The sequence below is a fragment of the Labrys sp. Lb11 genome (genome assembly GCF_057554225.1).
Genome location: NZ_BAAJOT010000009.1, coordinates 246,440 through 270,573 on the forward strand (window position 1 = coordinate 246,440; position 24,134 = coordinate 270,573).

Here is a 24,134-nt window from a genome sequence, read left to right on the forward strand (position 1 = left end):
GCCACGCCGAGGGCTCCGATCCGTGTGCCGCGGGACGGTGCCGCGGTCCGGCCGGGGCAGGGCGGTTCCCGCCGTTCCAGCTTCCAGATGCCGAGGCCTGCCATGTCGTTCGACCTCCTTGTCAAGAATGCCACCCTGCCGGATGGCCGCAGCGGCCAGGACATCGCGGTGTCGGGCGGGCGAATCGCGGCGATCGAGCCCGGCATCGCCGCGGAGGCGGGGCAGGTGATCGACGCGGCCGGGCGGCTGGTCGCGCCGCCCTTCGTCGACTGCCATTTCCACATGGACGCGACGCTGTCGCTCGGCATCCCGCGGCTCAACCAGTCCGGCACGCTGCTTGAGGGCATCGCGCTGTGGGGCGAGTTGAAGCCGCTGCTGACCCAGGAGGCCGTGGTGGAGCGGGCGCTGCGCTATTGCGACCTCGCCGTCAGCCAGGGCCTGCTGGCGGTGCGCAGTCATGTCGACGTCTGCGACGACCGGCTGCTGGCGACCGAGGCGCTGCTGCACGTCAAGGCGCTGGTGAAGCCCTATCTCGACCTGCAGCTCGTGGCCTTCCCGCAGGACGGCTATTACCGCTCGCCCAATGCGGCCAGAAACCTGGAGCGTGCCCTCGATATGGGCGTCGACGTGGTCGGCGGCATTCCGCATTTCGAGCGCACCATGGCCGACGGCGCCGCCTCGGTGCGGGCGCTGTGCGAGATCGCGGCGAAGCGCGGCCTGATGGTCGACCTGCATTGCGACGAGAGCGACGATCCGCTCTCGCGCCATATCGAGACGCTGGCGGCCGAGACGCAGCGCCTCGGCCTCGGCGGCCGGGTCGCGGGCTCGCACCTGACGTCCATGCACTCGATGGACAGCTACTATGTTTCGAAGCTGTTGCCGCTGATCAGGGAGGCGGGCGTCGCCGCCATCGCCAACCCGCTGATCAATATCACGCTGCAGGGCCGGCACGACACCTATCCGCGCCGCCGCGGCCTGACGCGCATCCCCGAGATGCGGGCGATGGGCATCACCGTGGCGCTCGGCCAGGACTGCACCATGGATCCGTGGTACGGCCTCGGCGGCGCCGACATGCTCGACGTCGCCCATATGGGTGTGCATGCCGTGCCGATGACCAGCCGCGAGGCGATCCACTGGGCCTTCGGCGCGGTGACGACGACGCCCGCCGCGATCATGGGCCTCGACGGCTACGGGCTGGCGGTGGGCTGCAACGCCGATTTCGTGCTGCTGCAGGCGGCCGACACGATCGAGGCGATCCGCCAGCGCGCCACCCGCCTCGCCGTGGTGCGCCGCGGCCGCGTCATCGCCCAGACGCCGCCGCGCATCGCTGGTCTCGCGCTCGAGGGCCGCCCCGCCAGCCTGGACCCGGCCAGCTACGCGCCGCGTCCGGCGGGGAACTGAGGGCGGCGCGAGTTCGCTCGGTCCGTTCGCAATCGCGGAGCCGGTTGGCTGGCGCGGTCGAGCGGCATGCGGTGCGGCTGCATGCGGGCGTGGCCGCGTGCCCAAGCCTCGCCGCGGGCGCATCCGTCCCGCATTCACGCATCGAGGCCGGGAGCGGCGCTCCCGTCAGCGGGACGGCGCGATGAATTGATAGGCGAGGTAGAGCATGGCGCTCGCGGTGATCCACGAGCCCGCGACCTGCGCCGCGATCCGCTGCCAGTGCTTTTCCGTTCGAAGCCCAAGCGCGGCGATGACGGTGGCCACGATGGTGCTGCCGAGGAGCGTGGCCAAGCCGCCCAGCAGAGCCGCGGAGCGCGTGTTCGCCTCCGGCGCCGCATCGATACCTGTGGCAAGCCCCGCCAGCATCGCCAGGCCCGTCGCCATCCACAAGGGCGCGCGCAGCCCCGTGGTCACGATCGCGGCGGCAACCAGGGCCACTGCGACGAGCGGTGTGGTCATGTCGGATGTCGCCGCGAGGACAGGCACCGCCGCCAGGCCCGCAGCCATGGCGCCGGCAAGCGCCATGATCCCCCAGCGGCACGTCGCGAGGCCGGACCTGCCGATCAGCAATCCTGTCGCCGCGAGTGCAAGAAGCTCGGCGGGAACGACGACGGGATGCAGCAGCCCCGCATAGAAGTCCCCGGCGCCCTGGAGAGCACCATGGGCATGGGCCGTCCGGGGCACCAGCCACAGGAGGACTCCCGCCGAAAGGACGCAACGGCGGCGGGTCATGCCATGCCGGCAAGATAGGCGCCGCCTGCGACCGCGATCAGGACTCCGGCGGCACGGACGGCGACCCTTCCGGCCGGCCAGCGGGCCAGGCTGCCGAAGGCGATGCCGCAGAGGTGGAGGAGGCCGGTCGCGATGACGAAGCCGAGGGCGAAGGACACCGCATCCGACTGGACAGGCATCTCGGCCCCGTGCGCATAGCCGTGGAAGATCGCGAAGGCGCCGACGATGAGCGCTGCCGCCCAGAGCGGCGGCTTCAGGGCCAGGGCGACGCACAGGCCGAGGACGATCGCGGACAATGCGATGCCTGTCTCGACTGCGGGAAGCGGCACTTCCATCATGCCGAACGCGCCACCGAGGGCCATCACCAGCGGAAAGACGATCGGCAGAACCCAGATTGCCGGCGCCCCGAGAAACACGCCCCAGAGCCCGACGGCGACCATGGCGATCACGTGGTCGGGACCGAGGAGCGGATGCATGAATCCGCTCGAGAAGCCGCCGCCGCCGTGTTCGGCGCCCGTATGCGCCAGGGCGGGGCCGACGGCGATGACGGCCATGAGCCCGATCATCGCGCCCGCGGCGCAGCATCTGTTCCAGGTCAACTCATGCCTCCCCTCAAAGAAAGATCGCGCTGAGACGTTCCACCGACCAGAACGCGGCGACGATGCCGATGCCGTAGGCAGCCGCGATCCGGACCGGTCGTCCGAGAGAGAAGATGAGCCTGGCCGAATAGGCGGCCAGGAGAATCACGGCGATGAACATCAGCTGGCCGGTTTCGACGCCCACGTTGAAGAAGAGCAGCGCCAGGGGAATATCGCGCTGGGGAAGGCCGAGATCGACCATCGCACCGGCGAAGCCGAAGCCGTGCAGCAGGCCGAACCCGAAGGCCACCACCCAGGGCCAGGTGATCGTCAGGCTCGTCTCGCCCCGCTCCATCCGTACCGCCTCGGCGGCGACGAGCAGGATGCTGAGCGCGATCATGGCCTCGACCGGCGGTCCGGGCAGGCTGACGAGGCCGAAGGTGGCGAGGGCGAGGGTGATCGAATGGGCGACGGTGAAGGCCGTGATCGTCTTCACCAGGACACGCCAGTCGCGCACGATCAGCATGAGCGAGGCGACGAACAGCAGATGATCGAGGCCATAGAGAATGTGGCGTATGCCGAGCCGCAGGTACTCCCACGCCACCGACCACATGCTCTGCTCGGCGGGGACCACGTACCAGGGCTGCGAGGGACGCACGATGGTGCTTGCCTGCCGGCCGTCCAGCCAGGTCACCCGGACGAGAACGTCGGTGATGGTGGCCTGGAGGCCGACGAAGTCGATCCGCTGCCCGGCCAGGCCATCCGGCGCGGAGATGATGCGCTTTTGCAGGATGGAGCCGGGCAGCGGCCGTTCCTGCGGCGCCATCACATGCTTCATGCCGTCGGGAAACTTGAGGACGACCGGCAGCGGCATGCCGGAGAAGAGCGGCGTCTTCCACAGGACGGTGTACCGGCTGGCGTCCGTCTGATCGATCTGGAGATAGGCGGGCCTGACCTCATGCGCCGCGGCCGGAATGATCAGGCCGAGGAAGGCGATGACGAACGCGGCCAGGGAGCGGGCGAAAGCGATCGTCATTCGGCCACCGACGCGCCGGGGCCAGGGGGCACGATGCTCAGATTGTCGATGTCGACGTTTTCCAGCGGTGGGGTGACGACCTGGTAGCGGGAACGGATCTCGTTCATCGCGCGCTGCTTGACCTCGCGATACTTCTCTTCCTGCCAGGCCTCGACCACGGTCGGCCGCACCTCCTCCATCGTCGGAACGCGAGGCGCCTCGAGTGAATCGATCCAGATCAGGTGCCAGCCATAGCCGGACTCGATCGGCCCGCGCCAGTCGCCGGGCTTCAGCTCGAACAGGGCGCTCGCAAATGCCCCGCCGAACTCCTTCGCCATCTGCTCGGGCGTCACGTCCGCATAATAGTCGTGGAACATGAAGGGATCGGCGATATCGGCTGTTCCGAGGGAGGCGGGAGCGTGACCGGCGACGCGCCGGAGGCTTGCCTCGGCAGCCTCGCGCGCGCCTTGCCCTCGCTTGTCGGACGAGAAGTAGAGGTGGCGGAAGCGGATCCGCGGCGGCTTCGTGAACTCGGCCTTGTGCGCGGCGAACCAGGTCTCCAGTTCCTGGTTGGTCGGCGGGGCCAGCGCGGCGACATCGGCAAGCAGGAAGTCCATCTTCTGCGCCAGGCGGCGCTTGATGACCTCGTCTTCCTTGTCGAGGCCGAGCGCGATCGCCTCGCGAACCAGCATTTCCGAATCGGCCTTCTGGTCCACCAGGGCCCGCAATTGCTCGGCTGTCGGCTTCTCGCGGCCCTGGGCGAGCCACACGACCGCCAGCTGGCGCAGATCGTCGTTGGTGATCTCTATGCGCTGGGCGCCGGGGGCGGCCTGGGGCTGCTGGTCGAGCAGCCTGTAGCCGCCGAGCACGGCGACGCCGAGCACGACGAAATGCAGGAGCGGCTCGCGCAGGGCACGGCCAAGCCAGCTGCGTTTCTCGATCCTGGCCGGATTCGCTTCATTCGCACGCGCCAAGCCGCCGACGCGGCGGCCATCTTCCGAAAGGCTGTCCATCTGGAACGTTTGCTCAGTTCTGCTGTGCGATGAAAGCTGTCGCCGCCGACTGCGCTTCGGTGCTCGGGCTGTCCCGCAGGTAGGTCAGGATAGCGAACTGCTCGGCGGGATCGGTCACGGCATTCGAGCGAAGCACCTCGACATAGTCCGGTACGGCATCCCATGCCTTCCAGTCGCCGAGATAGGTGGCGACAAATCCGGCCATCGGCTTCCGTTCACGGATGAAGTGTCGGTAGGCGTCCACGATCCGTTGCCGGGGGACCACGTCGCTGCCGCTTCCGCCGTGCACGTTGAGCGCGAGCAAGGCCGCTTCGATCTCGGGCAGGGAGCGGCTGTGGTCGAGGAGATAGTTCTCCTCGATCCATGCGATGCGGGAGGAGCCGCGCAATTCGATATCTGCCGCCAGCATGGCGGCGACATTCGTCGCGTCCTGCGCCGCGCGGGCCTCGATCAGGCGCTGCTCCAGCGTCGCCGCGTCCTCGGCGCCGCCGGCGGCGCCGAGGAGCAGCAGATAGGCGTCGCGGCGCCTGGCAAGGGCGGGATCGGCGATCCACCGCCGCAGCTTGCCGGCGTCGAGGGTGGACCCGAGCGTGCGCAGCGCCTCATACGGTGCGCGCGCCAGCTCGCTGAACGCGATCTCGGCGACGAGCGGATCGTCGTTTTCGAGATAGGTCTCGATGAGGACGATCCGGGTGGACCAGTTGGTGCTGTCCGGGACGGCCTGCACCGTGCTGACGAGCGGCCAGGCCCGCGGCGGGGCCTTCGCTTGGCCGTCATTGGTCTTCAGGAGTTCGCGCAGCCAGGCGGCGCTTTCGGCTCTGACCGCTCCGAAACTCGTCCAGCGGCCGGACATACCGTTGCGCGCGACCAGATAGAGCTTTCCCGCCTGAGGCGGCGGCATCTGCGAACGGTCGGCGCTCGCCTCGACGGTCGAGCCGAGGGAGACGTCGCCCTTGATGGTCTCCACCAGTTGGAATTGCCGGCCGTCCGGGAGGGACGCGGCAAGAGCCACCTGATCGGCGGCATCGAGCTTCTGGCCCGTCGTTACGGAAACGGCCGACAGGCAGATCGCACAGGCAAGGGCGCGGCCGAGGCCGCCGCCCAGAAGGAGTGCGGCGCCGAGCAGCGCCGCACCGAGCTTGCGTACCGGCCTCATTGCGGCACCGTCGCGTCCTTCACTTCGGTTCCGAGGAACAAGGGGGTCGGGACGATCTCATAGTTGGCGTAGCCGAACTCATTGCTGCGCGCGGCAAGATAGGTGTCGCCCCTGGTCATGAGGTCGCTCGAGCCGCCGGCCAGCTTGTAGACGGTGAAGTCATACTCGCGGTTGCCGAACCAGGTCACGACCTTGCCGTCGCGGATCGAGTAGTCGCTCGGCGCGCCGAGATAGGAGCCGCTCACCACATCGCCCACTTCCGAGGGCTGCGGCATGCGCGGATCGACATTCATGGTCAGCATCTGGCCACTTTCCGCCCACTGCACCTTGAAGACGCTGCCGGTGACGTTGTTACGGAGCCAGGTGTATTTGCCGACGAGCAGGGCCTTCAGCGCGGCTTCGTCGAGCTTGACCGCCCCCTGGTCCTTCAGATCGGCTTCGGTCGAGCCCTTCGGGGCGGCGATGCGCTGCTCGGCCGTCGGCGCATACCAGATCGGCGACGACCAGGCGCGTTCCTGCACGGTCGCGGCCACCATTTCCGGCGGCGAGATGCCGAGCTCCTTGGCCTGGATGGTCGTCCAGCGCGGCGTCGGGATCTCGAGGGCGCGCGCATAGTAGAAGGCATCGTCGGCCGGATTGAACTCGGGATCGGACCAGACCGCCTTGAGCTCGGTCGCGCCGATCGAGTTCTTGTACGAGGCGTCCTTGATGTCGACCGTCGATCCGATCGCCGGCACCCTGCCGGTTATCGCATCCGGCCGGCGGTCGCCGGCCCAGGCGACATCGAACACTTTCTCGAAGCTCTGGCCGTTCTTCGACCATCCCTTGACGATCTGGATGCGATCGAGATTGCCGGAGGTGGGGTCCTTGACCGCCCACACCGCAAAGGAGGGCGCGGTCTTGCCCGCGGTGAAGGACGCCAGATCCCCGCCCATCGGAACGCCCTGCGCATACGCAGTCTTGACCCAGTACCGATCCTTCAGCCAGTCCGGAACCAGGCCCCACGCCAGCTCATGGTGCTGCTCGGCCTTCTGATCCTTGGCATAGTCCCAGCTGCCGAAGAAGCGCAGCTTGATGCGCGGGCCGCTGGTGGCGAATGTCTCCTTGCGCTTCATCGCCTCGAACAGCGACGCACGCGTATTCTCCTCCGCCCACACGCCGGTCAGGCCGGCGGGATTCTCGAAGCGGACGTCGAGCCCCGCGAAGTTGTGCCCGGCCATGCGCTCCCTGATGGTCCCGTCCAGCCGGGCATGACCGCCGAAGAAATTCTCCTGGCGATAGGGCGCGGCGGTGTTGTGCGAATCCGATCCGCCGACGACGCCGGTCTTGAACGGATTGTAGCCGCGCGCCTGCTGCATCGTGATGCCGTCCTTCAGCGCCTGGCGGACATAGCTGCCGCCGAGCGTGATGAACTGCCCCTGGGGATCGCCCAGGAGGTAGTTGAGGACCTCGAAATTGGCGAACTCGTCGTTGGGCGAGAGCAGCGGATGGGTCTCGGACGCGCCCTTGATCTGCTTGATCTCGGTCAGGCGCTCGTTGCGGTCACGCGATTCGGCCCAGGCCTGGTCGATCGGCCGGCCCTTGAAGTCGACCTCGGTCGGATACATCAGCCCGCCCGACAGGTTCGCGTTGTGCGAGATCGCCAGAAGCTCGTTGCCGGCCTTGCGCTGGCCGTCCATCCAGGCCCAGAGGTCTTCGGGTGCCTGCGATTCGAGCGAGCTGAACGGGCGGCTCGGAACCTTGGCGCAATCCTTGAAGAAGATGTTGCGGTGCATGTTGCGGTAGTCGGGGTTCGACGTCCACTCGTAGGAGCAGAACGCCGTGAACTTGCCGGGTTCGTTGGCGGCATCGGCGGCGGCGTTGTTGGCCTTCCAGACCGTGTCCGAAATCTCGGGCTTCACCAGGGCTTCGATCGGCTGCGCCTTCATCATGCTGGTGCCGAGCCAGAGATAGATGCGCTGGATGTCGGCGGCGTCCCGCACCTTCAGCTTGTCGGCGATCGGCAGCTTGCTGATCGGGGAGCTCGGATCGTTCGAAAGCCGGACGACGCCTGCGTACTCGGAGTGATCGGTCACGCCCATCCAGTCGAGCGGTGTCGTGATCTTCACGTCGTAGCCGAGCGGGTGCTTGATCGGCTCGCCCTTGGCGTATTTGTAGGCATCCGCCGGTCCCGTGATGTGGTTGCCGAAAATATAGGCGTCGAACGACCAGCTGGTATGGACGTGCGTCTCGCCGAAATAGGCCTCGCGCTCAGGCGCTCCCTGCGCCAGGGCGGCAGCATCGGGAATACTCAGCAAAGGGATGGCTGCGCATGCGGCAGGCGCGATCCCGTAAAATCTAGCGAAGAGTGATTTCGACATGCCCCAAGACTCCAGTCTTCCCTATTCAAATGAGTTATGCGACCAACGCCGGCTGCATGATCCCTGACTGCCGTTGCGACAGCGGGCCGGCATACGAAAGTGGCTAGTTCATCTTGATTCCGGGCTTGACCCTCTCGTCTTGAAGACAACTGCTATCGCCTCAATGACCTTTTGTCGGGCCTTGCGGCCGACGATCACCTCGCGCTCCAGTTCCTTGCCCTGCTCGACATTGTACGCGTGTTTTTTCCGCAAGGCCATTGTGTCGACCGCTGTACCACGAAGCCGGACCTCGAATGCCGGTCGAAGCTTTCGGAGCGTCCCTTCGAGGCATGGCGAGACCCCTCCACCGGCTCACTTCGGCAAGAGGACGGTCATGCCCCATCGCGCGCCCCAGCCGGTGGGGCCGCTGTCTTCGGGCGATGTCGCCCAATAGCGGATGCCCGCAAAGAGCTGGACCGGCAGCTTGTCGAACTTCACGATCTTGGCGACCTGGAAGTTGATCGGGACGGACCAGTCCCCGGTCTCCCAGTCATAGGTGCTCTCGGTGTTGAGGGTGAAGCTCCAGGCGTCCCTGGTCGTGTAGGAGACGAAGGGCTGCAGGTAGGTGGCGTTGACGTCGGGCTTGTCGGCCGCGCCGGTGACGGACCACAGGTGATTGGCCAGGGCGCCGATCGTCCAGCCGTCGCCCTGCCACAGCGCCACGGCGGTCGGCCCCACGCTCAGCTTCTCGGAGCTGAGAAGCGAACCGGAGCCCGTGGGGATGCCGAGCACCGGACCGATGCCCCAGATGATGCCGCCGGTGGGGCGGCTCGGCGACAGGAAGAAGCTCTGCGTCGTGTCGCCGAGCCCGAACTGCGAGCCTGCGCCGGGGGCGATGTCCTTCTGGTAGACGACGGGTATGATCGTCCTGGAGATGAGGTTCCAGTCGTCATTGATGGTCAGCGGAATGACCGGCTGGAAATTCATATAATATTTCGAACCGTCCTCCGCCGGCCCGATTCCGCCGTTGTAGTTGAACTGGAAGGGAATGCTGATGAGATCGGCGACGGGGTTGGAGAGCTTTTTCGCCAGATCCGCCTCGCCGTCCTCGGCGAAGGCGGCGGTCGCCTGAAGTCCGGTGACGACGGCCAAAGATATTGCTGCGGCGATGGTCTTCGACACGATCCCGGACGCCATTGCTGCCTTCCACTCCACCGCAGGTCGACTCGATCTCTGTTCATGCGCGGCGTCCTGCCCCACGACTCGTCCGCGGATGACTCTTGCCACGCTAGGAGGCAGGCGATACCGAGACCACCCATTTTACGCCATCGATGCGGTTGTTCGGGAGTGTCATCACATGGCCACAGTCCCTGTGATCTCCAGCCATGTCCTGCAAGGCTTGCCGGCGTTCGTGCGCCACGAGATGGGGGAGAAGGCGCTCCAGCAGGCCAATCATGCCGCGGGGTTCGATGTCGAGCTGATCGAGGGGCGGAACTGCTTCGTTCCGCAGCAGGCGGTGGTGGCCTTCGCCGATGCGGTCGGCAGGGCGGCCGGCGACCCCAACCTCGGCCTTCTGATCGCTCCCGGCATGAATGTCGCGGCCTATGGCAGCTTCGGGCGCTATGTGTTCGGAGCCGGCACCCTCGACCAGGCGATCACGCGCAGCATCGCGGCCCTTGGCTATCATAGCACCTGCGATACGTTGTCCGTTACGGCTCTTGCCGATGAAGTGCGATATAGTTACAAATTTGCTTTGGCCGGTTCTGAGGGATACGGTGTTGTCGCAAGTGCTGCGATCGGTGAACTGTTGAGTATATTCGGGGCGTACCTGCCCGATAGTTGGCGACCGCTGCGTGTCGAGCTCGATATCGAAGCGCCGCGCCAGGCCTCACTGTTCGAGGACGTGTTTCAATGCCCGGTTCTTTTCAACGCCCCCGCGGTGGCGGTCGTCGTTGAACGACATCACCTGGCGGCTGTGTCGAAGCGTCCGCCACAGCCGATCGTGACCATGGAGGATGTCGCGCGCGATCGGCCCGGCGGCGCCCCGCGAAGCCTGCTCGGCGTCGCCGTCGAACAGATCCGCGCCCAGGTTCTCGCCGGCAGCGTGTCGATCGACGACATCGCGCGATCGATGGACACCAGCATCCGGACGTTGCAGCGGGAACTGCATCGCGCCGGCACGGACTTTCGCAGCCTCACGACCACCGTCAGAGTTCAGCGCGCGACCGAACTGCTGCGGCACGAGAACGGGTCGATCACCCGCATTTCGACAGAATTGGGATATTCCTCCCCGGCCGGTTTTGCGCGCGCCTTTCGCAAGGCGACGGGGTTCGGACCGCGTGAATTTCGCGCAAAGGAGCTGGGGCGACCTGTGGACTCCGAGACGATCGGCACGAGCCGCCGCCAAGGCGTTGTCCGGGACTAAGTGCTTCACCTCTGTTTTGCGAGCCACCCTGTGAGCGAGATGGGCTCCAGGCCGGACTTGCCGCGACGCCCGCGTCTTCCTCCCCCGGCAAGTCGGATGTTTCCGACTGGCCCGGGGGAGGGGACCGGCCGGCGTCGCGCCTGGAGCACGTGTACGCGGACGAGGCCTCGGAGTCAGAGGTCCACCAGTTCGCCGGCGAAGGCGGCGCGCTCCTGGATGAAGGCGAAGCGGGCCTCGGGCTTGTTGCCCATCAGCCGCTCGACCGAGGTCGTGGCGTCGACGCGCTCGTCGTCAACCACCACCACCTTGAGCAGCGTGCGCTTCTTCGGGTCCATGGTGGTCTCCTTGAGCTGCGCCGGCATCATCTCGCCGAGCCCCTTGAACCGGCCGATCTCGACCTTCTGGTTGGGCTTGAACACGGAGGCCAGCAACTCGTCCCGGTGGGCTTCGTCGCGGGCATAGACCGACTTGGTGCCCTGGGTCAGGCGGTAGAGCGGCGGGGCGGCGAGGTAGAGATGGCCGCGCTCGATCAGGCGCGGCATCTGGCGCCAGAAGAAGGTGATCAAGAGCGAGGCGATATGGGCGCCGTCGACGTCGGCGTCCGTCATGATCACGATCTTCTCGTAGCGCAGGTCGTCGTCGCGGTAATGGGTCCCCATGCCGCAACCGAGCGCCTGGCCGAGATCCTGGAGCTGCTGGTTCTGAGCCAGCTTGTCGCGGCCGGCCGCGGCGACGTTGAGGATCTTGCCGCGCAGCGGCAGCACCGCCTGGCTGGCCCGATCACGCGCCTGCTTGGCGGAGCCACCGGCCGAATCGCCCTCGACGATAAACAGTTCAGAGCCTTGGGCGGCGTTGTTCGTGCAGTCCGCGAGCTTGCCGGGCAGGCGCAGCTTGCGTGTCGCGCTCTTGCGGGCCACGTCCTTCTCGGCGCGGCGGCGCAGCCGCTCCTCGGCCCGCTCGATGACGAAGTCGAGCAGCTTGGCGGCCTGCGACGGGCTGTCGGCCAGCCAATGGTCGAGCGGGTCCTTGATGGTCTGCTCGACGATGCGGCTCGCCTCGATGGTGACGAGCTTGTCCTTGGTCTGGCCGGCGAATTCGGGCTCGCGCACGAACACCGACAGCATCACCGCCGAGGTCGCCATGATGTCCTCGGTGGTGATCTGGGCGGCGCGCTTGTTGCCGACGCGCTCGGCATGGTCCTTGAGCGCGCGCAGCAGGGCGATGCGCAGGCCCTGCTCGTGGGTGCCGCCGTCCTTGGTCGGGATGGTGTTGCAATAGGAGGCGACGAAGCCCTCATCCTCGGCGAGGAAGGCGATGGCCCATTCCGCCGCGCCGTGGCCGCCGGGCTTGTCGACCTTGCCGCAGAACATCAGCTCGGTGACCAGCGCCAGGCCTTCGGTGGCGGCGCGCAGATAGTCCTCCAGGCCGCGCGGGAACTTGAACACGTCCTCCGCCGGCACGTCGGCGACGCCGGCCAGCAGCGCCGCATCGCATTTCCAGCGGATCTCGATGCCACGGAAGAGATAGGCCTTCGAGCGCGTCATCTTGAACACGCGCTTGGGATCGAAGGCGATGCCGTGCTTGAAGATCTGGGCGTCGGGCTTGAACCGGACGCGGGTGCCGCGCCGGTTCGGCGCGGGGCCGACATGGTCGAGCGGGGCGAGCGGCAGGCCGCGCGAGAAGCGCTGGCGGTAGAGCTCGCGCCCGCGCGCCACCTCCACCTCCAGGTGCTCGGACAGGGCGTTGACCACGGAGACGCCGACGCCGTGCAGGCCGCCGGAGGTGTCGTAGACCTTGCTGTCGAACTTGCCGCCGGCGTGCAGCTTGGTCATGATGACCTCGACGGTCGACTTGTCGGGGAATTTCGGGTGCGGTTCCACCGGCATGCCGCGGCCGTTGTCGGTGACGGCGATGAAGCCGTCCGCGCTCAGCTCCACCTCGATGAAGGTGGCGTGGCCGGCCACGGCCTCGTCCATGGAGTTGTCGATCACCTCGGCGAACAGGTGATGCAGGCCGTCCCCCTCCGGGCCTGTCGAGCCGACATACATGCCCGGGCGCATGCGGACGGGCTCGAGCCCCTCCAGCACCTCGATGGCGGAAGCGCCGTACTCGGCGTCGACGGCCTGGCGCTGGGCGGCGGCCTTGATCGGGTCGGGCTTCCTGGCGTCGGCAGGTTTCGGCTTGGGCGGGGCGCCGGCGCCGAACAGGTCGGTGGTTTCGGTCATCGAGAAAGAGTCTGGTCCGGTCGATTCGAGGGGCGGCACTATGCCATGGCTGCGGGATCATCGCGAACGGATGGTAAACAAACCGGTGCGTTCGGTCACGGCTTCATCGGCCCAATTCCGTCATCTTCTGCTGGCAGGTGAACGTGGCATCGTTGCGGCGCCTGGCGCGGCTCAATATGGTGCCGCCTGACAACGGCTCTAGCACGGACGGAATCAATGGAGATGACACGAACGGCCGGATTGCGGGTGGCCGGGCTCGCGGCCGGTCTGCTGGCCGCCGCTTCCGCCTGGGCGACCGAGGCGGCGACGCCGGCGACCGCCAAGCCGGTCGACTTCGTGCCGCACCGCGCCGTCTACGATCTGTCGCTGGGGGAGACCCGGGGCACGTCGAGCGTCGAATCGATCCGCGGCCGCATCGTCTATGATTTTTCGGGCAATGCCTGCGAGGGCTATGCGCTGAAGTTCCGGCAGGTGACCGAGATCGGCACGACCGGCGGCGGCGACAACGTCTCCGATCTGCGCTCCACCACCTTCGAGGACGACAAGGGCCGCAGCTTCCACTTCAACTCCCAGAACTTCCTCAACCAGCGCCTCGACGCCTCGATCGACGGGGCGGCCGATCGCGGCGAGAGCGGGGCGGTGGGAGTGGCGCTGAAGAAGCCGAAGAAGGCCTCGTTCGAGCTGCCGCAGGACGTGCTGTTCCCGACCGGCCAGATGAAGGCGGTGATCGAAGCGGCGGAAGCCGGGCGGAACACCTACGAATCGAAGATCTATGACGGGTCCGACGGCGGGGAGAAAGTCTATTCGACCCTGGCGGTGATCGGCAAGAAAGTCCCGGCCGACCGGCCGCGCGAGGGCGCTGCGGCCGGGCGCACGGAACTGGACGGCATCGATCGCTGGCCGGTGACGATCTCCTATTTCGATCCGACCAAGGCGACGCCCGGCGAGGAGACCCCGGTCTACTCCATCTCCTTCGACCTCTATGCCAATGGCATATCCGGCAGCATCCGCCTCGACTATGGCGACTTCACCTTGAAGGGGACGATGACGTCCCTGGATTTCCTGCCGCAGACCAAGTGCCGCTGAACCATGGCTGACGCTGCTGCGGCGCCGGCGCGGGGGCCCGCGGGCTGGCGGATCGTGCGCGGCCGGCTGGCCGCGCCGCGTCCGGATGTGGGCCGCCGACCGGCGTGGGGCACCGTGCCGCCGGGCGTCGCGGTCGGCCTTGCGGTGCTGCTCGTCGCCGCGGCCATGATCGTCCTCGATCCGCTCGGGCTGGCGGCGGTGGGGGCGTGGCCGAAGCCGGCGAAGCGCGTGTTCGGCTTTATCACCACGTTCGGCGATTCCGGCCTCTACCTCGTGCCGCTCAGCCTGGCACTGGTCGGGCTCTGGCTGTGGGCCCGCTTCGGGCGGCAAACCTGGACGCGGCGCGCGAAGGCGGCGTTGTGCGAGATCAGCCTGCGCCTCGCCTTCGTGGCGCTCGCCGTCGCCGGAACCGGCATCGCCGTCAATGTCGTCAAGCGCCTGGTCGGCCGGGTGCGCCCGCAGCACGTCGAACCCGGCATGGCCTGGCATTTCGAACCGCTCGGCTGGAAATCGGCCTATGCCAGCTTTCCCTCCGGCCATGCCACGACCGCCTTCGCGGTGGCGACGGCGCTGATCCTGGTCTGCAGCCCGGGCTCGCGCGCCAGGCTAGCGCCCTGGCTGGTGGCCGGGGCGGTGCTGGTCTGTGCCAGCCGGGTCGTCCTCGGGGCGCATTTCCCGTCCGACGTCATGGCCGGCGCGCTGTTCGGGGCGCTCGGCACCTGGTGGTTCGCGCATTTTCTGGCGCGGCGGCGGCTGGTTTTCCGGCAAACCGGGACAGGCGCTCTTGCCTTGCGGGGGGCGCATGCGTCAAAGACGCTGCGCGCCGTCCTGGCACAAGACAAGGTTTCCTGAACGATGCAGCCCGATCCGTCGCCGGTCGAGATCAGCGTGGTCGTGCCCGTGCGCAACGAGGCCGGCAACATCGCACCGCTGGTGGCCGAGATCGAGACGGCGCTCGCCGGCCGCTATCGCTTCGAGGTGGTCTATGTCGACGACGGGTCGACCGACGGCACGGCGGCGGAGCTGTCCCGGCTCGCCGCGCAGAAGCCCTTCCTGCGCGCCTTGCTCCACGCGGCGTCCTGCGGCCAGTCCTGCGCCGTGCGCACCGGGGTGAGGGCGGCGGCCGGGACGGTGATCGTCACCATCGACGGCGACGGGCAGAACGATCCGGCCTATATTCCCGCGCTCGCCGATACGCTCGCAACCGGGGGGACGGGCATGGGCCTGGTTGCCGGCCAGAGGCTCGGGCGCAAGGACACCGGCTTCAAGCGCTGGCAGTCGAAGACCGCCAACGCCGTGCGCTCCCGGGTGCTGCGCGACGGCACCCGCGACACCGGCTGCGGCCTCAAGGCGATCCGCCGCGACGTCTACCTCGCACTGCCCTATTTCGACGCGCTGCACCGCTTCATGCCGGCCCTGGTCAAGCGCGAGGGCTTTTCGATCGGCTATGTCGACGTGGTCGACCGGCCGCGCCTGTCCGGCCAGTCGAATTATGGCTTCTTCGACCGGCTCTGGGTCGGCATCATGGATCTCGCCGGCGTGTGGTGGCTGATCCGCCGCCGTCGCCGCGTACCCGTCGTCAAGGAGATCAGCGTCCATGCTGGTTGACATTTCCAACGCCGTCGGCGGCTACCTGCACGAAGTCTTCATCAACAAGTTCAACGGCTGGGTCGTGCTCGGCCTGGTGGCGCAGTTCCTGTTCACCATGCGCTTCGTGGTGCAGTGGCTGGCGAGCGAACGCGCCGGGCGCAGCGTCGTGCCGTTCAGTTTCTGGAGCTTCTCGATCGGCGGCGGCGCCCTGCTGCTGGCATACGCCATCAAGCAGCAGGATCCGGTCTACATCCTCGGCCAGCTGTTCAGCCTGTTCGTCTACTTCCGCAATGTCTCCTTCGTGCTGAAGGAGCGGCGGGCGAACAAGGCCGCAGAACAGGCCTGACGGCCGAAACGGTCGCCGGGAGCATTGTTGGACTGCCTGGATTCATGCCCGCCGAACGGGTGATAAGGCCGCGCACGGTCCCGAAAAGGGCGTAAAAGCCTTCTCCAACGGAGTTGGGAAGTGGCCATGCGAAGCATGGTCGGATGGGGTGTGGCGGGCAGCTGGCGTCGGCGTCATGGCACGACGGTGGTGCAGGCTGAGCCGAAGTCGAGCCTTGCGGGCCACACCCCATCCGACCCGACTTCGTCGGGCCACCTTCGCCGCCTTCGGCGGAGAAGGCAACCGCGGCCTTTTCTGCTCGGGGCGCCCCCCTCGGCGAAGAGCAGAGCGCCCAAGGTCACGCCGCCTTGCGGAAGCGCTCCAGGCCTTCGTCCAGATCGGCCAGCAGGTCGGGCAGGTCCTCCAGGCCGATATGCAGCCGGACGCAGGGACCGCCGGGGTTCCAGGCAGTGGCGGTGCGGTAGGACGTGGCGTCGAAGGGGATGGCGAGGCTCTCGAAGCCGCCCCAGGAATAGCCCAGACCGAACAGGCGCAGCCCGTCGAGGAAGGCCTCCACCGCCGCTTCCGGCGCCGGGGCGAGGACGACGGCGAACAGGCCGGAGGCGCCGGTGAAGTCACGCTGCCAAATGGCGTGGCCGGGATCACCGGGCAGCGCCGGATGCAGCACCCGCTGCACCTCGGGCCGGCCCTGCAGCCAGCGCGCCACCGCCAGCCCGCTTTCCTGGTGCTGGCGCAGCCGCACCCCCATCGTCCTGAGGCCGCGCAAGGCGAGATAGATGTCGTCGGGGCCGGCGCACAGGCCCGTGTCGCCGTGGAAGGCCTTGAGCCGGGCCCAGGCCGAAGGCGAGGCCGAGACGGTGCCGAACATCGCGTCGGAATGACCGACGATGTATTTCGTGCCGGCCTGGATCGCCAGATCCACCCCGTGCTGATGCGCCTTGAAGAACAGCGGCGTCGCCCAGGTGTTGTCCATCAGCACCGTGGCGCCGCGCGCATGGGCGGCGGCGGCGATCGCCGATACGTCCTGCATCTCGAAGGTGAGCGAGCCCGGCGCCTCCAGGTAGACGGCCCGGGTGTTCGGGCCCATCAGGCCGGCGATGTCGGCGCCGATCACCGGGTCGTAATAGGTGGTTTCGATGCCGAGGCGCTTGAGCACGACGTCGCAGGCATGGCGGGTCGGGCCGTAGACGCTGTCGGCCATCAGGAGGTGGTCGCCGGCGCCGAGGCAGGAGAGCAGGGCGGTGGTCACGGCCGAGAGCCCGGACGGGCACAGCACGACGCCGGCCCCGCCCTCGATCGCCGTCAACGCCTCCTCCAGCGCGTCGGAGGTCGGCGTTCCGCGGCGGCCATATTGGTATTTCTGCGTGCGGCCGAGCAGGTCCTTTGCCGTCGGCGCCAATACGGTCGAGCCATGCACCACCGGTGGGTTGACGAAGCCGTGCTGGAGGGCCGTGTCGCGGCCGCCGAGCACGAGCCGCGTGTTCTCACCGAGGGCTGCGAGATCGGTCTTTGCAATTTTCTTCATGGAGTGTCGCTTGCAAGATAGGCGTTTCGCCGCGTCCGTGGCGGTTAGGGACCTCGTAAGACACCTTGCCCTTTCCTGACAATGCGGCAATTCTAAGAACCGGGCCAGACCGGGGCCAGTCGTCGATCGAAGACGATGCTCCGAGTGTCATACGGGACCAGCCCCTCCGGCGATCCGTGGATGCCGGCGGGAATTCATCCAAGACGGCAAAAGACTGTCTTCGACAAACCAGAGAGAGGCTTCAATCCATGAAGACCAAGTTCCTCGCAGCAGCTTTCGGGGCCATTTTCGCGCTCGGCGCGACCGCGGCCGGCGCGACGACGCTGGAAACCGTGAAGAATCGTGGCCAGCTGATCTGCGGTTCCAACACGGGCCTCGCCGGTTTCGGCGCGCCGAACGACAAGGGCGAATGGTCCGGCTTCGACGTCGACTATTGCCGGGCGATTGCCGCAGCGATCTTCGGCGATCCCACCAAGGTGAAATTCGTTCCGCTCACCGCCAAGGATCGTTTTGTCTCGCTGGGGTCCGGCGACATCGACGTCCTGATCCGCAACACCACCTGGACGATGTCGCGCGACTACCAGAACATGGATTTCCCGGCCATCACCTTCTTCGACGGCCAGGGCTTCATGGTGAAGAAGTCCGCCAAGATCTCCTCGGCGCTCGAGCTGTCGGGGGCGACGGTCTGCGTGCAGCAGGGCACGACCACGGAGCTCAATCTCGCCGACTTCTTCCGCTCCAACAACATGCAGTTCCAGGCGGTGACGTTCGCCACCTCGGACGAGGCGCGCCAATCCTATGATTCCGGCCGCTGCGATGCCTTCACCACCGACGCCTCGGCCCTCTACGGCGAGCGCCTCAAGCTCACCGCCCCCGACGACAACGTGGTGCTGCCCGAGATCATCTCGAAGGAGCCCTTCAGCGCCGCCGTGCGCCATGGCGACAACCAATGGGGCGACCTCGTGCGCTGGGTGCATTTCGCCCTGCTGACCGCCGAGGAGGACGGGGTGACCCAGGCCAATGTCGACGAGATGATGAAGTCCGACAAGCCGGACGTCAGGCGCCTGCTCGGCGTCGAGGGTGATTTCGGCAAGGGCCTCGGCCTCGAGAACGACTGGGCCGTCAAGATCATCAAGGCCGTCGGCAACTACGGCGAACTGTTCGACCGCAATGTGGGCGCCGGCTCGCCGCTGAAGATCGACCGCGGCCTCAACGCGCTCTGGACGAAGAAGGGGCTGCAATACGCACCGCCGATCCGTTGATCGCATCACAGCCGGGCGGCCTCGATGAGGCCGCCCGTTTTGCATCCGGCAAACATGTGAGGGCGTGATGACGACAGCGGTCGATCCGGGACGGGGCCCCGATTCCGTATCCTGGGTGAACGATCCGAAGATACGGAGCATCGTGTTCCAGATCGTCCTGGCCACGGTGATCGCCAGCCTTATCGCCTGGCTGGTCTACAACACCGTCACCAACATGCGGCGGACCGGCCTGACCTCGGGGTTCGACTACCTCGCCCAGGTCGCCGGCTTTCCGATCAGCCAGAAGCCCGTCGACTATGTCGTCGGCGTATCAAGCTATGGCCGGGCGCTGGTGGTGGGCCTGCTCAACACCCTGATCGTGGCCGCCATCGGCATCGTGCTGACCACCATCCTGGGCTTCGCCATCGGCATCGCCCGCCTCTCGTCCAACTGGCTGGTGGCCAGGATCGCCACCGTCTATGTCGAGACCATCCGCAACATCCCGCTGCTGCTCCAGCTCCTGTTCTGGTATGCGGTGTTGCGCCTGCCGATGCCGGTGCCCAAGCAGTCGATCAACATCCTCGACAGCATCTTCATCAACCAGCGCGGCATCTACTATCCCGCGACGCAGTGGGGCGAGGGGACGATCTTCGTCGTCGGAGCCCTGGCCGTCGGCATCGTCGGCGCGATCCTCCAGGCCCGATGGGCCGGCCGCAGGCAGGCCGAAACCGGCCGGCGCCCGCCGGTGCTGATCGTGGCGCTCGCGCTGATCATCGGCCTGCCTGTGCTGGCCTTCTTCCTCGCCGGCTCGCCGATGACGCTCGACTATCCCGCGCTGAAGGGCTTCAACATCGCCGGTGGCTCGGCGGTCGGGCCCGAATTCTTCGCGCTCCTGCTCGGCCTCGTCATCTACACCGCCTCGTTCATCGCCGAGATCGTCCGCGGCGGCATCCGGGCCGTGTCGCACGGCCAGACCGAGGCGGCGCGCGCCCTCGGCATCACCTCCGGGCAGAGCCTGCGCCTCGTCGTCATCCCCCAGGCGGTACGGGTGATCATCCCGCCGCTGACCAACCAGTATCTCAACCTGACGAAGAACTCCTCGCTGGCCCACTTCATCGGCTATCCCGACCTGGTGCTGGTCAACGAGACGGTGATGAACCAGACGAACCGCTCGATCGAGGGCATCGCCATCGTGATGGGCGTCTATCTGATCATCAGCCTCGTCACCGCGGCCTTCATGAACTGGTTCAACAGGCGCGTCGCGCTGGTCGAGCGGTGAGGAGGGGGCGATGAGTTCCACGGATTTCAACCCCGCCTATCTCAGCCGGGAGACGTTGCAGCCGCAGCCGGCGCCGGTCGCGACCCGCGGCGTCATCGGCTGGCTGCGCACCAACCTGTTCTCGTCCGTGACCAACGCGGTGCTGACGGTGCTCGCCCTGGCGCTGGTCGCCGTGGTGGTGCCGCTGATCCTCAGGTTCGTCCTGTTCGACGCGGTCTGGAGCGGGCTGGGGCGCGACGCCTGCCTGGCCGAGAAGGTCGGCCATCCTGTCGGCGCCTGCTGGGCCTTCGTCGGCTCGCGCCTCTCCTATTTCATCTACGGGCAGTATCCCGAAGCCGAGCGCTGGCGCGTCAACATCTTCTTCGTCCTGGAGATCATCGCCATCGCATGGCTGCTCTGGCCGCGCATCGGCGCCAAGGCCTGGGGCCTGGTCTATCTCCTGATCGCCTTCCCCGTCCTGGCCTGGTGGCTGCTCGGCGGTGGCTGGGGGCTGGCGCGGGTCGACACCAACCTGTGGGGCGGCATGCTGGTGACGCTGGTTGTCGCCACCGTCGGCATCATCTTCGCCCTGCCGGCCGGCGTCGTCCTGGCGCTCGGACGCCGTTCGCGCATGCCGGTGGCCAAGCTCCTGTCGGTGATCTTCATCGAGCTGGTGCGCGGCGTGCCGCTGATCACAGTGCTGTTCATGGCCAACGTCATGCTGCCGCTGTTCCTGCCCGCCGGGTCGCAGCCCGACAAGCTGCTCAGGGCGCTGGTGGCGGTGGCGCTGTTCTCCGCCGCCTACATGGCGGAGGTGGTGCGCGGCGGCCTGCAGGCGATGCCCAAGGGCCAGCATGAAGGCGCGATGGCGCTCGGGCTCAACTATCCGCAGCGGCTGGTGCTGATCATCCTGCCCCAGGCGCTGAAGATGGTCATCCCGGGCATCGTCAACTCGATCATCAGCCTGTTCAAGGACACGACGCTGGTGGCGGCCGTCGCCATCTTCGACTTCCTCCGCACCATCGAAGCCTCGGCCCAGGACGCGACCTGGGCGACGCCGGTGACGCTCTATTCCGGCTACGCCTTCGCCGCCATCGTCTACTGGATCTTCTGCTTCAGCATGTCCCGCTACTCGCAATGGGTCGAGCGCCGGCTCGACACCGGTCACAAACGGTAGGAAACACCATGGCTACCAGCAGCGCCCTCCAGACCAAGCCCGCCAGCGGCACCGCGGCCGGCCCGGCGATCGAGATCGTCGCCATGAACAAGTGGTACGGCGATTTCCACGTCCTCAAGGACATCAACCTTGTCGTCAGGCGCGGCGAGCGCATCGTCGTCTGCGGGCCGTCCGGATCCGGCAAGTCGACGATGATCCGCTGCGTCAATCGCCTGGAGGAGTTCCAGAAGGGCTCGATCACCGTCGACGGCATTCCGCTTACCAACGACCTCAAGCGAATCGACGAGGTGCGCCGCGAGGTCGGCATGGTGTTCCAGCACTTCAACCTGTTCCCGCACCTGACCGTGCTGGAGAACTGCATGCTGGCGCCGGTGTGGGTGCGCAAGATGCCGAAGAAGGAAGCGGAGGAGCGCGCCATGCATTTCCTCACCCGCGTGCGCATCCCCAACCAGGCCCAGAAATATCCGGGGCAGCTCTCGGGTGGCCAGCAGCAGCGCGTCGCCATCGCCCGCGCCCTGTGCATGGCGCCCAAGATCATGCTGTTCGACGAGCCGACCTCGGCCCTCGATCCGGAAATGGTCAAGGAAGTGCTCGACACCATGGTGTCGCTCGCCGAGGACGGCATGACCATGGTGTGCGTCACCCACGAGATGGGCTTCGCCCGCCAGGTGGCGAACCGGGTGATCTTCATGGATGCCGGCCAGATCGTCGAGATGAACGAGCCGAACGCGTTCTTCTCCAACCCGCAGCACGAGCGCACCAAGCTGTTCCTCAGCCAGATCCTGCACTGAGCCCGAGCGGCGCTCGGCCATGGCGCCCCGGTTCGGCCGGGGCGTTCGCCGGCTGGAGATCGGCGGTCCAAGGCTGTACGGTCGGGCCGTCAGCAAGAGACCATCATGGCAGAACTCAAGGATACCATCGCGATGCCGTTCGACCGTCGCTTCGAGCCGGACGGCACGCCGCGGCGCGGCCTCTACCCGGAGATCGAGCCCTATCGGACCGGTCGCCTCGATGTCGGCGACGGCCACAGTCTCTATTGGGAACTGGCCGGCAACCCGGACGGCAAGCCGGCTGTCTTCCTGCACGGCGGGCCCGGCGCCGGGTGCTCGGCCCGGCATCGCCGCCTGTTCGACCCCGAGCGCTACAAGGTGCTGCTGTTCGACCAGCGCGGCTGCGGCCGCTCGACGCCGCATGCCTGCCTCGACGCCAACACCACATGGCATCTCGTCGCCGACATCGAGCGGCTGCGCCGGGAGGTGATGGGCGCGGAGCAATGGCTGGTGCTCGGCGGATCCTGGGGCTCGACCCTGGGGCTCGCCTATGCCCAGACCCATCCCGACGCCGTGTCGGAACTGGTGCTGCGCGGCATCTTCACGCTGCGGCGGCTCGAGCTCGACTGGTATTATCGGCGCGGGGCCTCCTATTTCTTTCCCGAGAAATGGCAGGGCTTCGTCCGCGACCTGCCGCAGGAGGCGCTCGACGACCCGATCCTGACCTATCACCGCCGCCTGACCGGGGACGATGCGCGCCTGCGCCTCGCCGCGGCGCGGGCCTGGAGCGTGTGGGAAGGCGAAACCTCGACCCTGATGCCGGAGGGGCCCGCGACCAGCCATGCGGACGAGAAGTTCGCGATCGCCTTCGCCCGAATCGAGAACCACTACTTCGTGCATGGCGGCTGGATGGAGGAGGGACAACTCCTGCGCGACGCCGGGCGGCTGCGCGCCATTCCCGGCGTCATCGTGCAGGGGCGCTACGACATGGTCTGCCCGCCGATCACCGCGTGGGAACTGTCGCAGCGCTGGCCGGAAGCCCGGTTCCACATGGTGGAGGATTCCGGCCACTCCTTCGCCGAGCCCGGCACGCTGCACCAGTTGATCGCCGCGACCGACCGCTTCGCCGGCTGAGCCTCCGGCGGCGGTCACTCGACCGTCAGGACGATCTTGCCGACATGCGTGCCCTCTTCCATCAGGGCATGCGCCCTGGCCGCCTCGGCGAGCGGGAAGGTGGCATGGATGATCGGCCGGCAGGAACCGGCGGCCAGCAGCGGCCAGACCCTGTCTTCCAGGGCCCGGGCGATCGCCGCCTTGGCGGAGACCGACTGGGCCCTCAGGGTCGAGCCGGTATGGGTCAGGCGCTTCATCATCAGCCGGGAGAAGTCGATCTCGGCCTTCGCGCCCTGCAGGAAGGCGATGCTGACGATGCGCCCCTCCAGGGCGGCGACCTCGTAGTTGCGGGCGATGTAGGAACCGCCGACCATGTCGAGGATCAGGTTCGGGCCGCGCCCGCCGGTCGCCTCCTTGACCGCCGGTGCCCAATCCGTCGCCTTGTAGTCGATGGCGACGTCGGCGCCGAGCTTGCGGCAGGCCTCGCACTTCTCCGGCGAGCCGGCGGTGACGATCACGGTCGCCCCGAAGGCCTTGGCCAGCATGATCGCGGTGGTGCCGATGCCGGAGGAGCCGCCATGGACGAGCAGGGTCTCGCCCTCGGTGAGGCGGCCGCGCTCGAACACGTTGTGCCACACGGTGAAGAAGGTCTCGGGCAGGGCCGCGGCCTGCACCATGCCGAGGCCGGCCGGGATGGGCAGGGCGTTGGCTTCATGCACCAGAGCATATTGAGCGTAGCCGCCGCCCGGCGTCAGCGCGCAGACGAGGTCGCCGGGCTTCCAGCGCATGACGTCGGCCCCGACCGCGACGACCTGTCCGGCAACCTCGAGACCGGGCAGGTCCGAGGCGCCCGGAGGCGGAGGATAGGCGCCGGAGCGCTGCAGCACGTCGGGGCGATTGACGCCGGCGGCCGCGACCCGGATCAGGATGTCGCTGTCGTCGGGCACGGGCAGCGGACGCTGCTGCGCTTCCAGCACCTCGGGGCCGCCGGGCTGGCGGATGGCGATGGCGGTCATTGTCTCGGGGAGGGCGGACATGATGCGCTCCTTGGCAAGGTTGCGGGGTGGCGCGTTCCCGCGCAGCCCAAGCAGGTTCTCCCGAACCT

General features: G+C 67.4%; 21 protein-coding genes. 11 read left to right on the forward strand and 10 right to left on the reverse strand.

Annotation, left to right across the window (positions count from 1 at the left end):
* The first annotated feature begins 102 nt into the window (after window positions 1-102).
* The gene (locus AC27L4_RS29975) at window positions 103-1,401 is read left to right on the forward strand and encodes an amidohydrolase family protein (protein ID WP_487146293.1); all 1,299 of its coding nucleotides are present in this window, start codon (window positions 103-105) and stop codon (window positions 1,399-1,401) included.
* A 165-nt stretch (window positions 1,402-1,566) separates the two neighbouring features.
* Here the strand turns inward: AC27L4_RS29975 and AC27L4_RS29980 are convergent, their stop codons facing one another.
* The 7 genes from AC27L4_RS29980 to AC27L4_RS30010 form a co-directional block, all read right to left on the reverse strand.
* The gene (locus AC27L4_RS29980; RefSeq protein WP_487146294.1) at window positions 1,567-2,172 is read right to left on the reverse strand and encodes a HupE/UreJ family protein; all 606 of its coding nucleotides are present in this window, start codon (window positions 2,170-2,172) and stop codon (window positions 1,567-1,569) included.
* Window positions 2,169-2,738: a HupE/UreJ family protein gene (locus AC27L4_RS29985; protein ID WP_487146390.1), complete on the reverse strand. Its 570-nt coding sequence runs from the start codon at window positions 2,736-2,738 to the stop codon at window positions 2,169-2,171. Before AC27L4_RS29985 ends, AC27L4_RS29980 begins: the two co-directional genes overlap by 4 nt.
* Window positions 2,739-2,784: 46 nt before the next feature.
* Complete coding sequence (locus tag AC27L4_RS29990; RefSeq protein WP_487146295.1) at window positions 2,785-3,786, reverse strand: HupE/UreJ family protein; 1,002 nt, start codon at window positions 3,784-3,786, stop codon at window positions 2,785-2,787.
* Window positions 3,783-4,778, reverse strand: a complete 996-nt coding sequence (locus tag AC27L4_RS29995) for a peptidyl-prolyl cis-trans isomerase (protein ID WP_487146296.1) — start codon at window positions 4,776-4,778, stop codon at window positions 3,783-3,785. The genes AC27L4_RS29990 and AC27L4_RS29995 overlap by 4 nt, the downstream gene beginning before the upstream one ends.
* Window positions 4,779-4,791: 13 nt before the next feature.
* The gene (locus tag AC27L4_RS30000; protein ID WP_487146297.1) at window positions 4,792-5,934 is read right to left on the reverse strand and encodes a hypothetical protein; all 1,143 of its coding nucleotides are present in this window, start codon (window positions 5,932-5,934) and stop codon (window positions 4,792-4,794) included.
* A complete protein-coding gene (locus tag AC27L4_RS30005) occupies window positions 5,931-8,294 on the reverse strand; it encodes a DUF3604 domain-containing protein (RefSeq protein WP_487146298.1) in 2,364 nt (787 codons plus the stop codon). Before AC27L4_RS30005 ends, AC27L4_RS30000 begins: the two co-directional genes overlap by 4 nt.
* A gap of 351 nt (window positions 8,295-8,645) precedes the next feature.
* Window positions 8,646-9,470 (reverse strand): transporter, encoded by an 825-nt coding sequence (locus tag AC27L4_RS30010; protein WP_487146299.1) that lies wholly within the window; start codon window positions 9,468-9,470, stop codon window positions 8,646-8,648.
* A gap of 160 nt (window positions 9,471-9,630) precedes the next feature.
* On the opposite strand from AC27L4_RS30010, the gene AC27L4_RS30015 reads away from it, so the two are divergent.
* Window positions 9,631-10,698, forward strand: coding sequence for an AraC family transcriptional regulator ligand-binding domain-containing protein (locus AC27L4_RS30015; protein ID WP_487146300.1), 1,068 nt, complete (start codon window positions 9,631-9,633; stop codon window positions 10,696-10,698).
* A 173-nt stretch (window positions 10,699-10,871) separates the two neighbouring features.
* On the opposite strand, the gene parE is transcribed toward AC27L4_RS30015, so the two are convergent.
* Window positions 10,872-12,923, reverse strand: a complete 2,052-nt coding sequence (gene parE / locus AC27L4_RS30020; protein WP_487146301.1) for a DNA topoisomerase IV subunit B — start codon at window positions 12,921-12,923, stop codon at window positions 10,872-10,874.
* Between the two features lie 222 nt (window positions 12,924-13,145).
* Here parE and AC27L4_RS30025 point away from each other — a divergent pair, with 222 nt between their 5' ends.
* The 4 genes from AC27L4_RS30025 to AC27L4_RS30040 are packed head-to-tail and all read left to right on the forward strand — an operon-like array spanning window position 13,146 to window position 15,945.
* Window positions 13,146-14,009 carry a cell envelope integrity EipB family protein gene (locus tag AC27L4_RS30025; protein WP_487146302.1) on the forward strand — a complete coding sequence of 288 codons (864 nt, stop codon included), beginning with the start codon at window positions 13,146-13,148 and terminating at the stop codon, window positions 14,007-14,009.
* 3 nt (window positions 14,010-14,012) lie between these two features.
* Entirely contained in the window at window positions 14,013-14,861 is an 849-nt protein-coding gene (locus tag AC27L4_RS30030) for a phosphatase PAP2 family protein (protein ID WP_487146303.1), read from the forward strand.
* Window positions 14,862-14,864: 3 nt separating this feature from the next.
* Window positions 14,865-15,617, forward strand: a complete 753-nt coding sequence (locus tag AC27L4_RS30035) for a glycosyltransferase family 2 protein (protein WP_487146304.1) — start codon at window positions 14,865-14,867, stop codon at window positions 15,615-15,617.
* Window positions 15,610-15,945, forward strand: coding sequence for a lipid-A-disaccharide synthase N-terminal domain-containing protein (locus tag AC27L4_RS30040; RefSeq protein ID WP_487146391.1), 336 nt, complete (start codon window positions 15,610-15,612; stop codon window positions 15,943-15,945). Before AC27L4_RS30035 ends, AC27L4_RS30040 begins: the two co-directional genes overlap by 8 nt.
* 337 nt (window positions 15,946-16,282) lie before the next feature.
* On the opposite strand, the gene metC is transcribed toward AC27L4_RS30040, so the two are convergent.
* Window positions 16,283-17,470 (reverse strand): cystathionine beta-lyase, encoded by a 1,188-nt coding sequence (metC, locus tag AC27L4_RS30045; protein WP_487146306.1) that lies wholly within the window; start codon window positions 17,468-17,470, stop codon window positions 16,283-16,285.
* 248 nt (window positions 17,471-17,718) lie between these two features.
* Between metC and AC27L4_RS30050 the strand changes: the two genes are divergently transcribed.
* The 5 genes from AC27L4_RS30050 (at window position 17,719) to pip (ending at window position 23,050) form a co-directional block, all read left to right on the forward strand.
* Window positions 17,719-18,732, forward strand: a complete 1,014-nt coding sequence (locus tag AC27L4_RS30050; RefSeq protein WP_487146307.1) for an amino acid ABC transporter substrate-binding protein — start codon at window positions 17,719-17,721, stop codon at window positions 18,730-18,732.
* A gap of 67 nt (window positions 18,733-18,799) precedes the next feature.
* The gene (locus AC27L4_RS30055) at window positions 18,800-19,990 is read left to right on the forward strand and encodes an amino acid ABC transporter permease (protein WP_487146309.1); all 1,191 of its coding nucleotides are present in this window, start codon (window positions 18,800-18,802) and stop codon (window positions 19,988-19,990) included.
* A 10-nt stretch (window positions 19,991-20,000) separates the two neighbouring features.
* Window positions 20,001-21,146: an amino acid ABC transporter permease gene (locus tag AC27L4_RS30060; protein ID WP_487146311.1), complete on the forward strand. Its 1,146-nt coding sequence runs from the start codon at window positions 20,001-20,003 to the stop codon at window positions 21,144-21,146.
* A gap of 8 nt (window positions 21,147-21,154) precedes the next feature.
* Window positions 21,155-21,937: an amino acid ABC transporter ATP-binding protein gene (locus AC27L4_RS30065; RefSeq protein WP_487146313.1), complete on the forward strand. Its 783-nt coding sequence runs from the start codon at window positions 21,155-21,157 to the stop codon at window positions 21,935-21,937.
* Between the two features lie 132 nt (window positions 21,938-22,069).
* Window positions 22,070-23,050, forward strand: coding sequence for a prolyl aminopeptidase (pip, locus tag AC27L4_RS30070; protein WP_487146392.1), 981 nt, complete (start codon window positions 22,070-22,072; stop codon window positions 23,048-23,050).
* A 14-nt stretch (window positions 23,051-23,064) separates the two neighbouring features.
* Here the strand turns inward: pip and AC27L4_RS30075 are convergent, their stop codons facing one another.
* Window positions 23,065-24,066, reverse strand: coding sequence for an NAD(P)H-quinone oxidoreductase (locus AC27L4_RS30075; RefSeq protein ID WP_487146314.1), 1,002 nt, complete (start codon window positions 24,064-24,066; stop codon window positions 23,065-23,067).
* Between the last annotated feature and the right edge of the window lie 68 nt (window positions 24,067-24,134).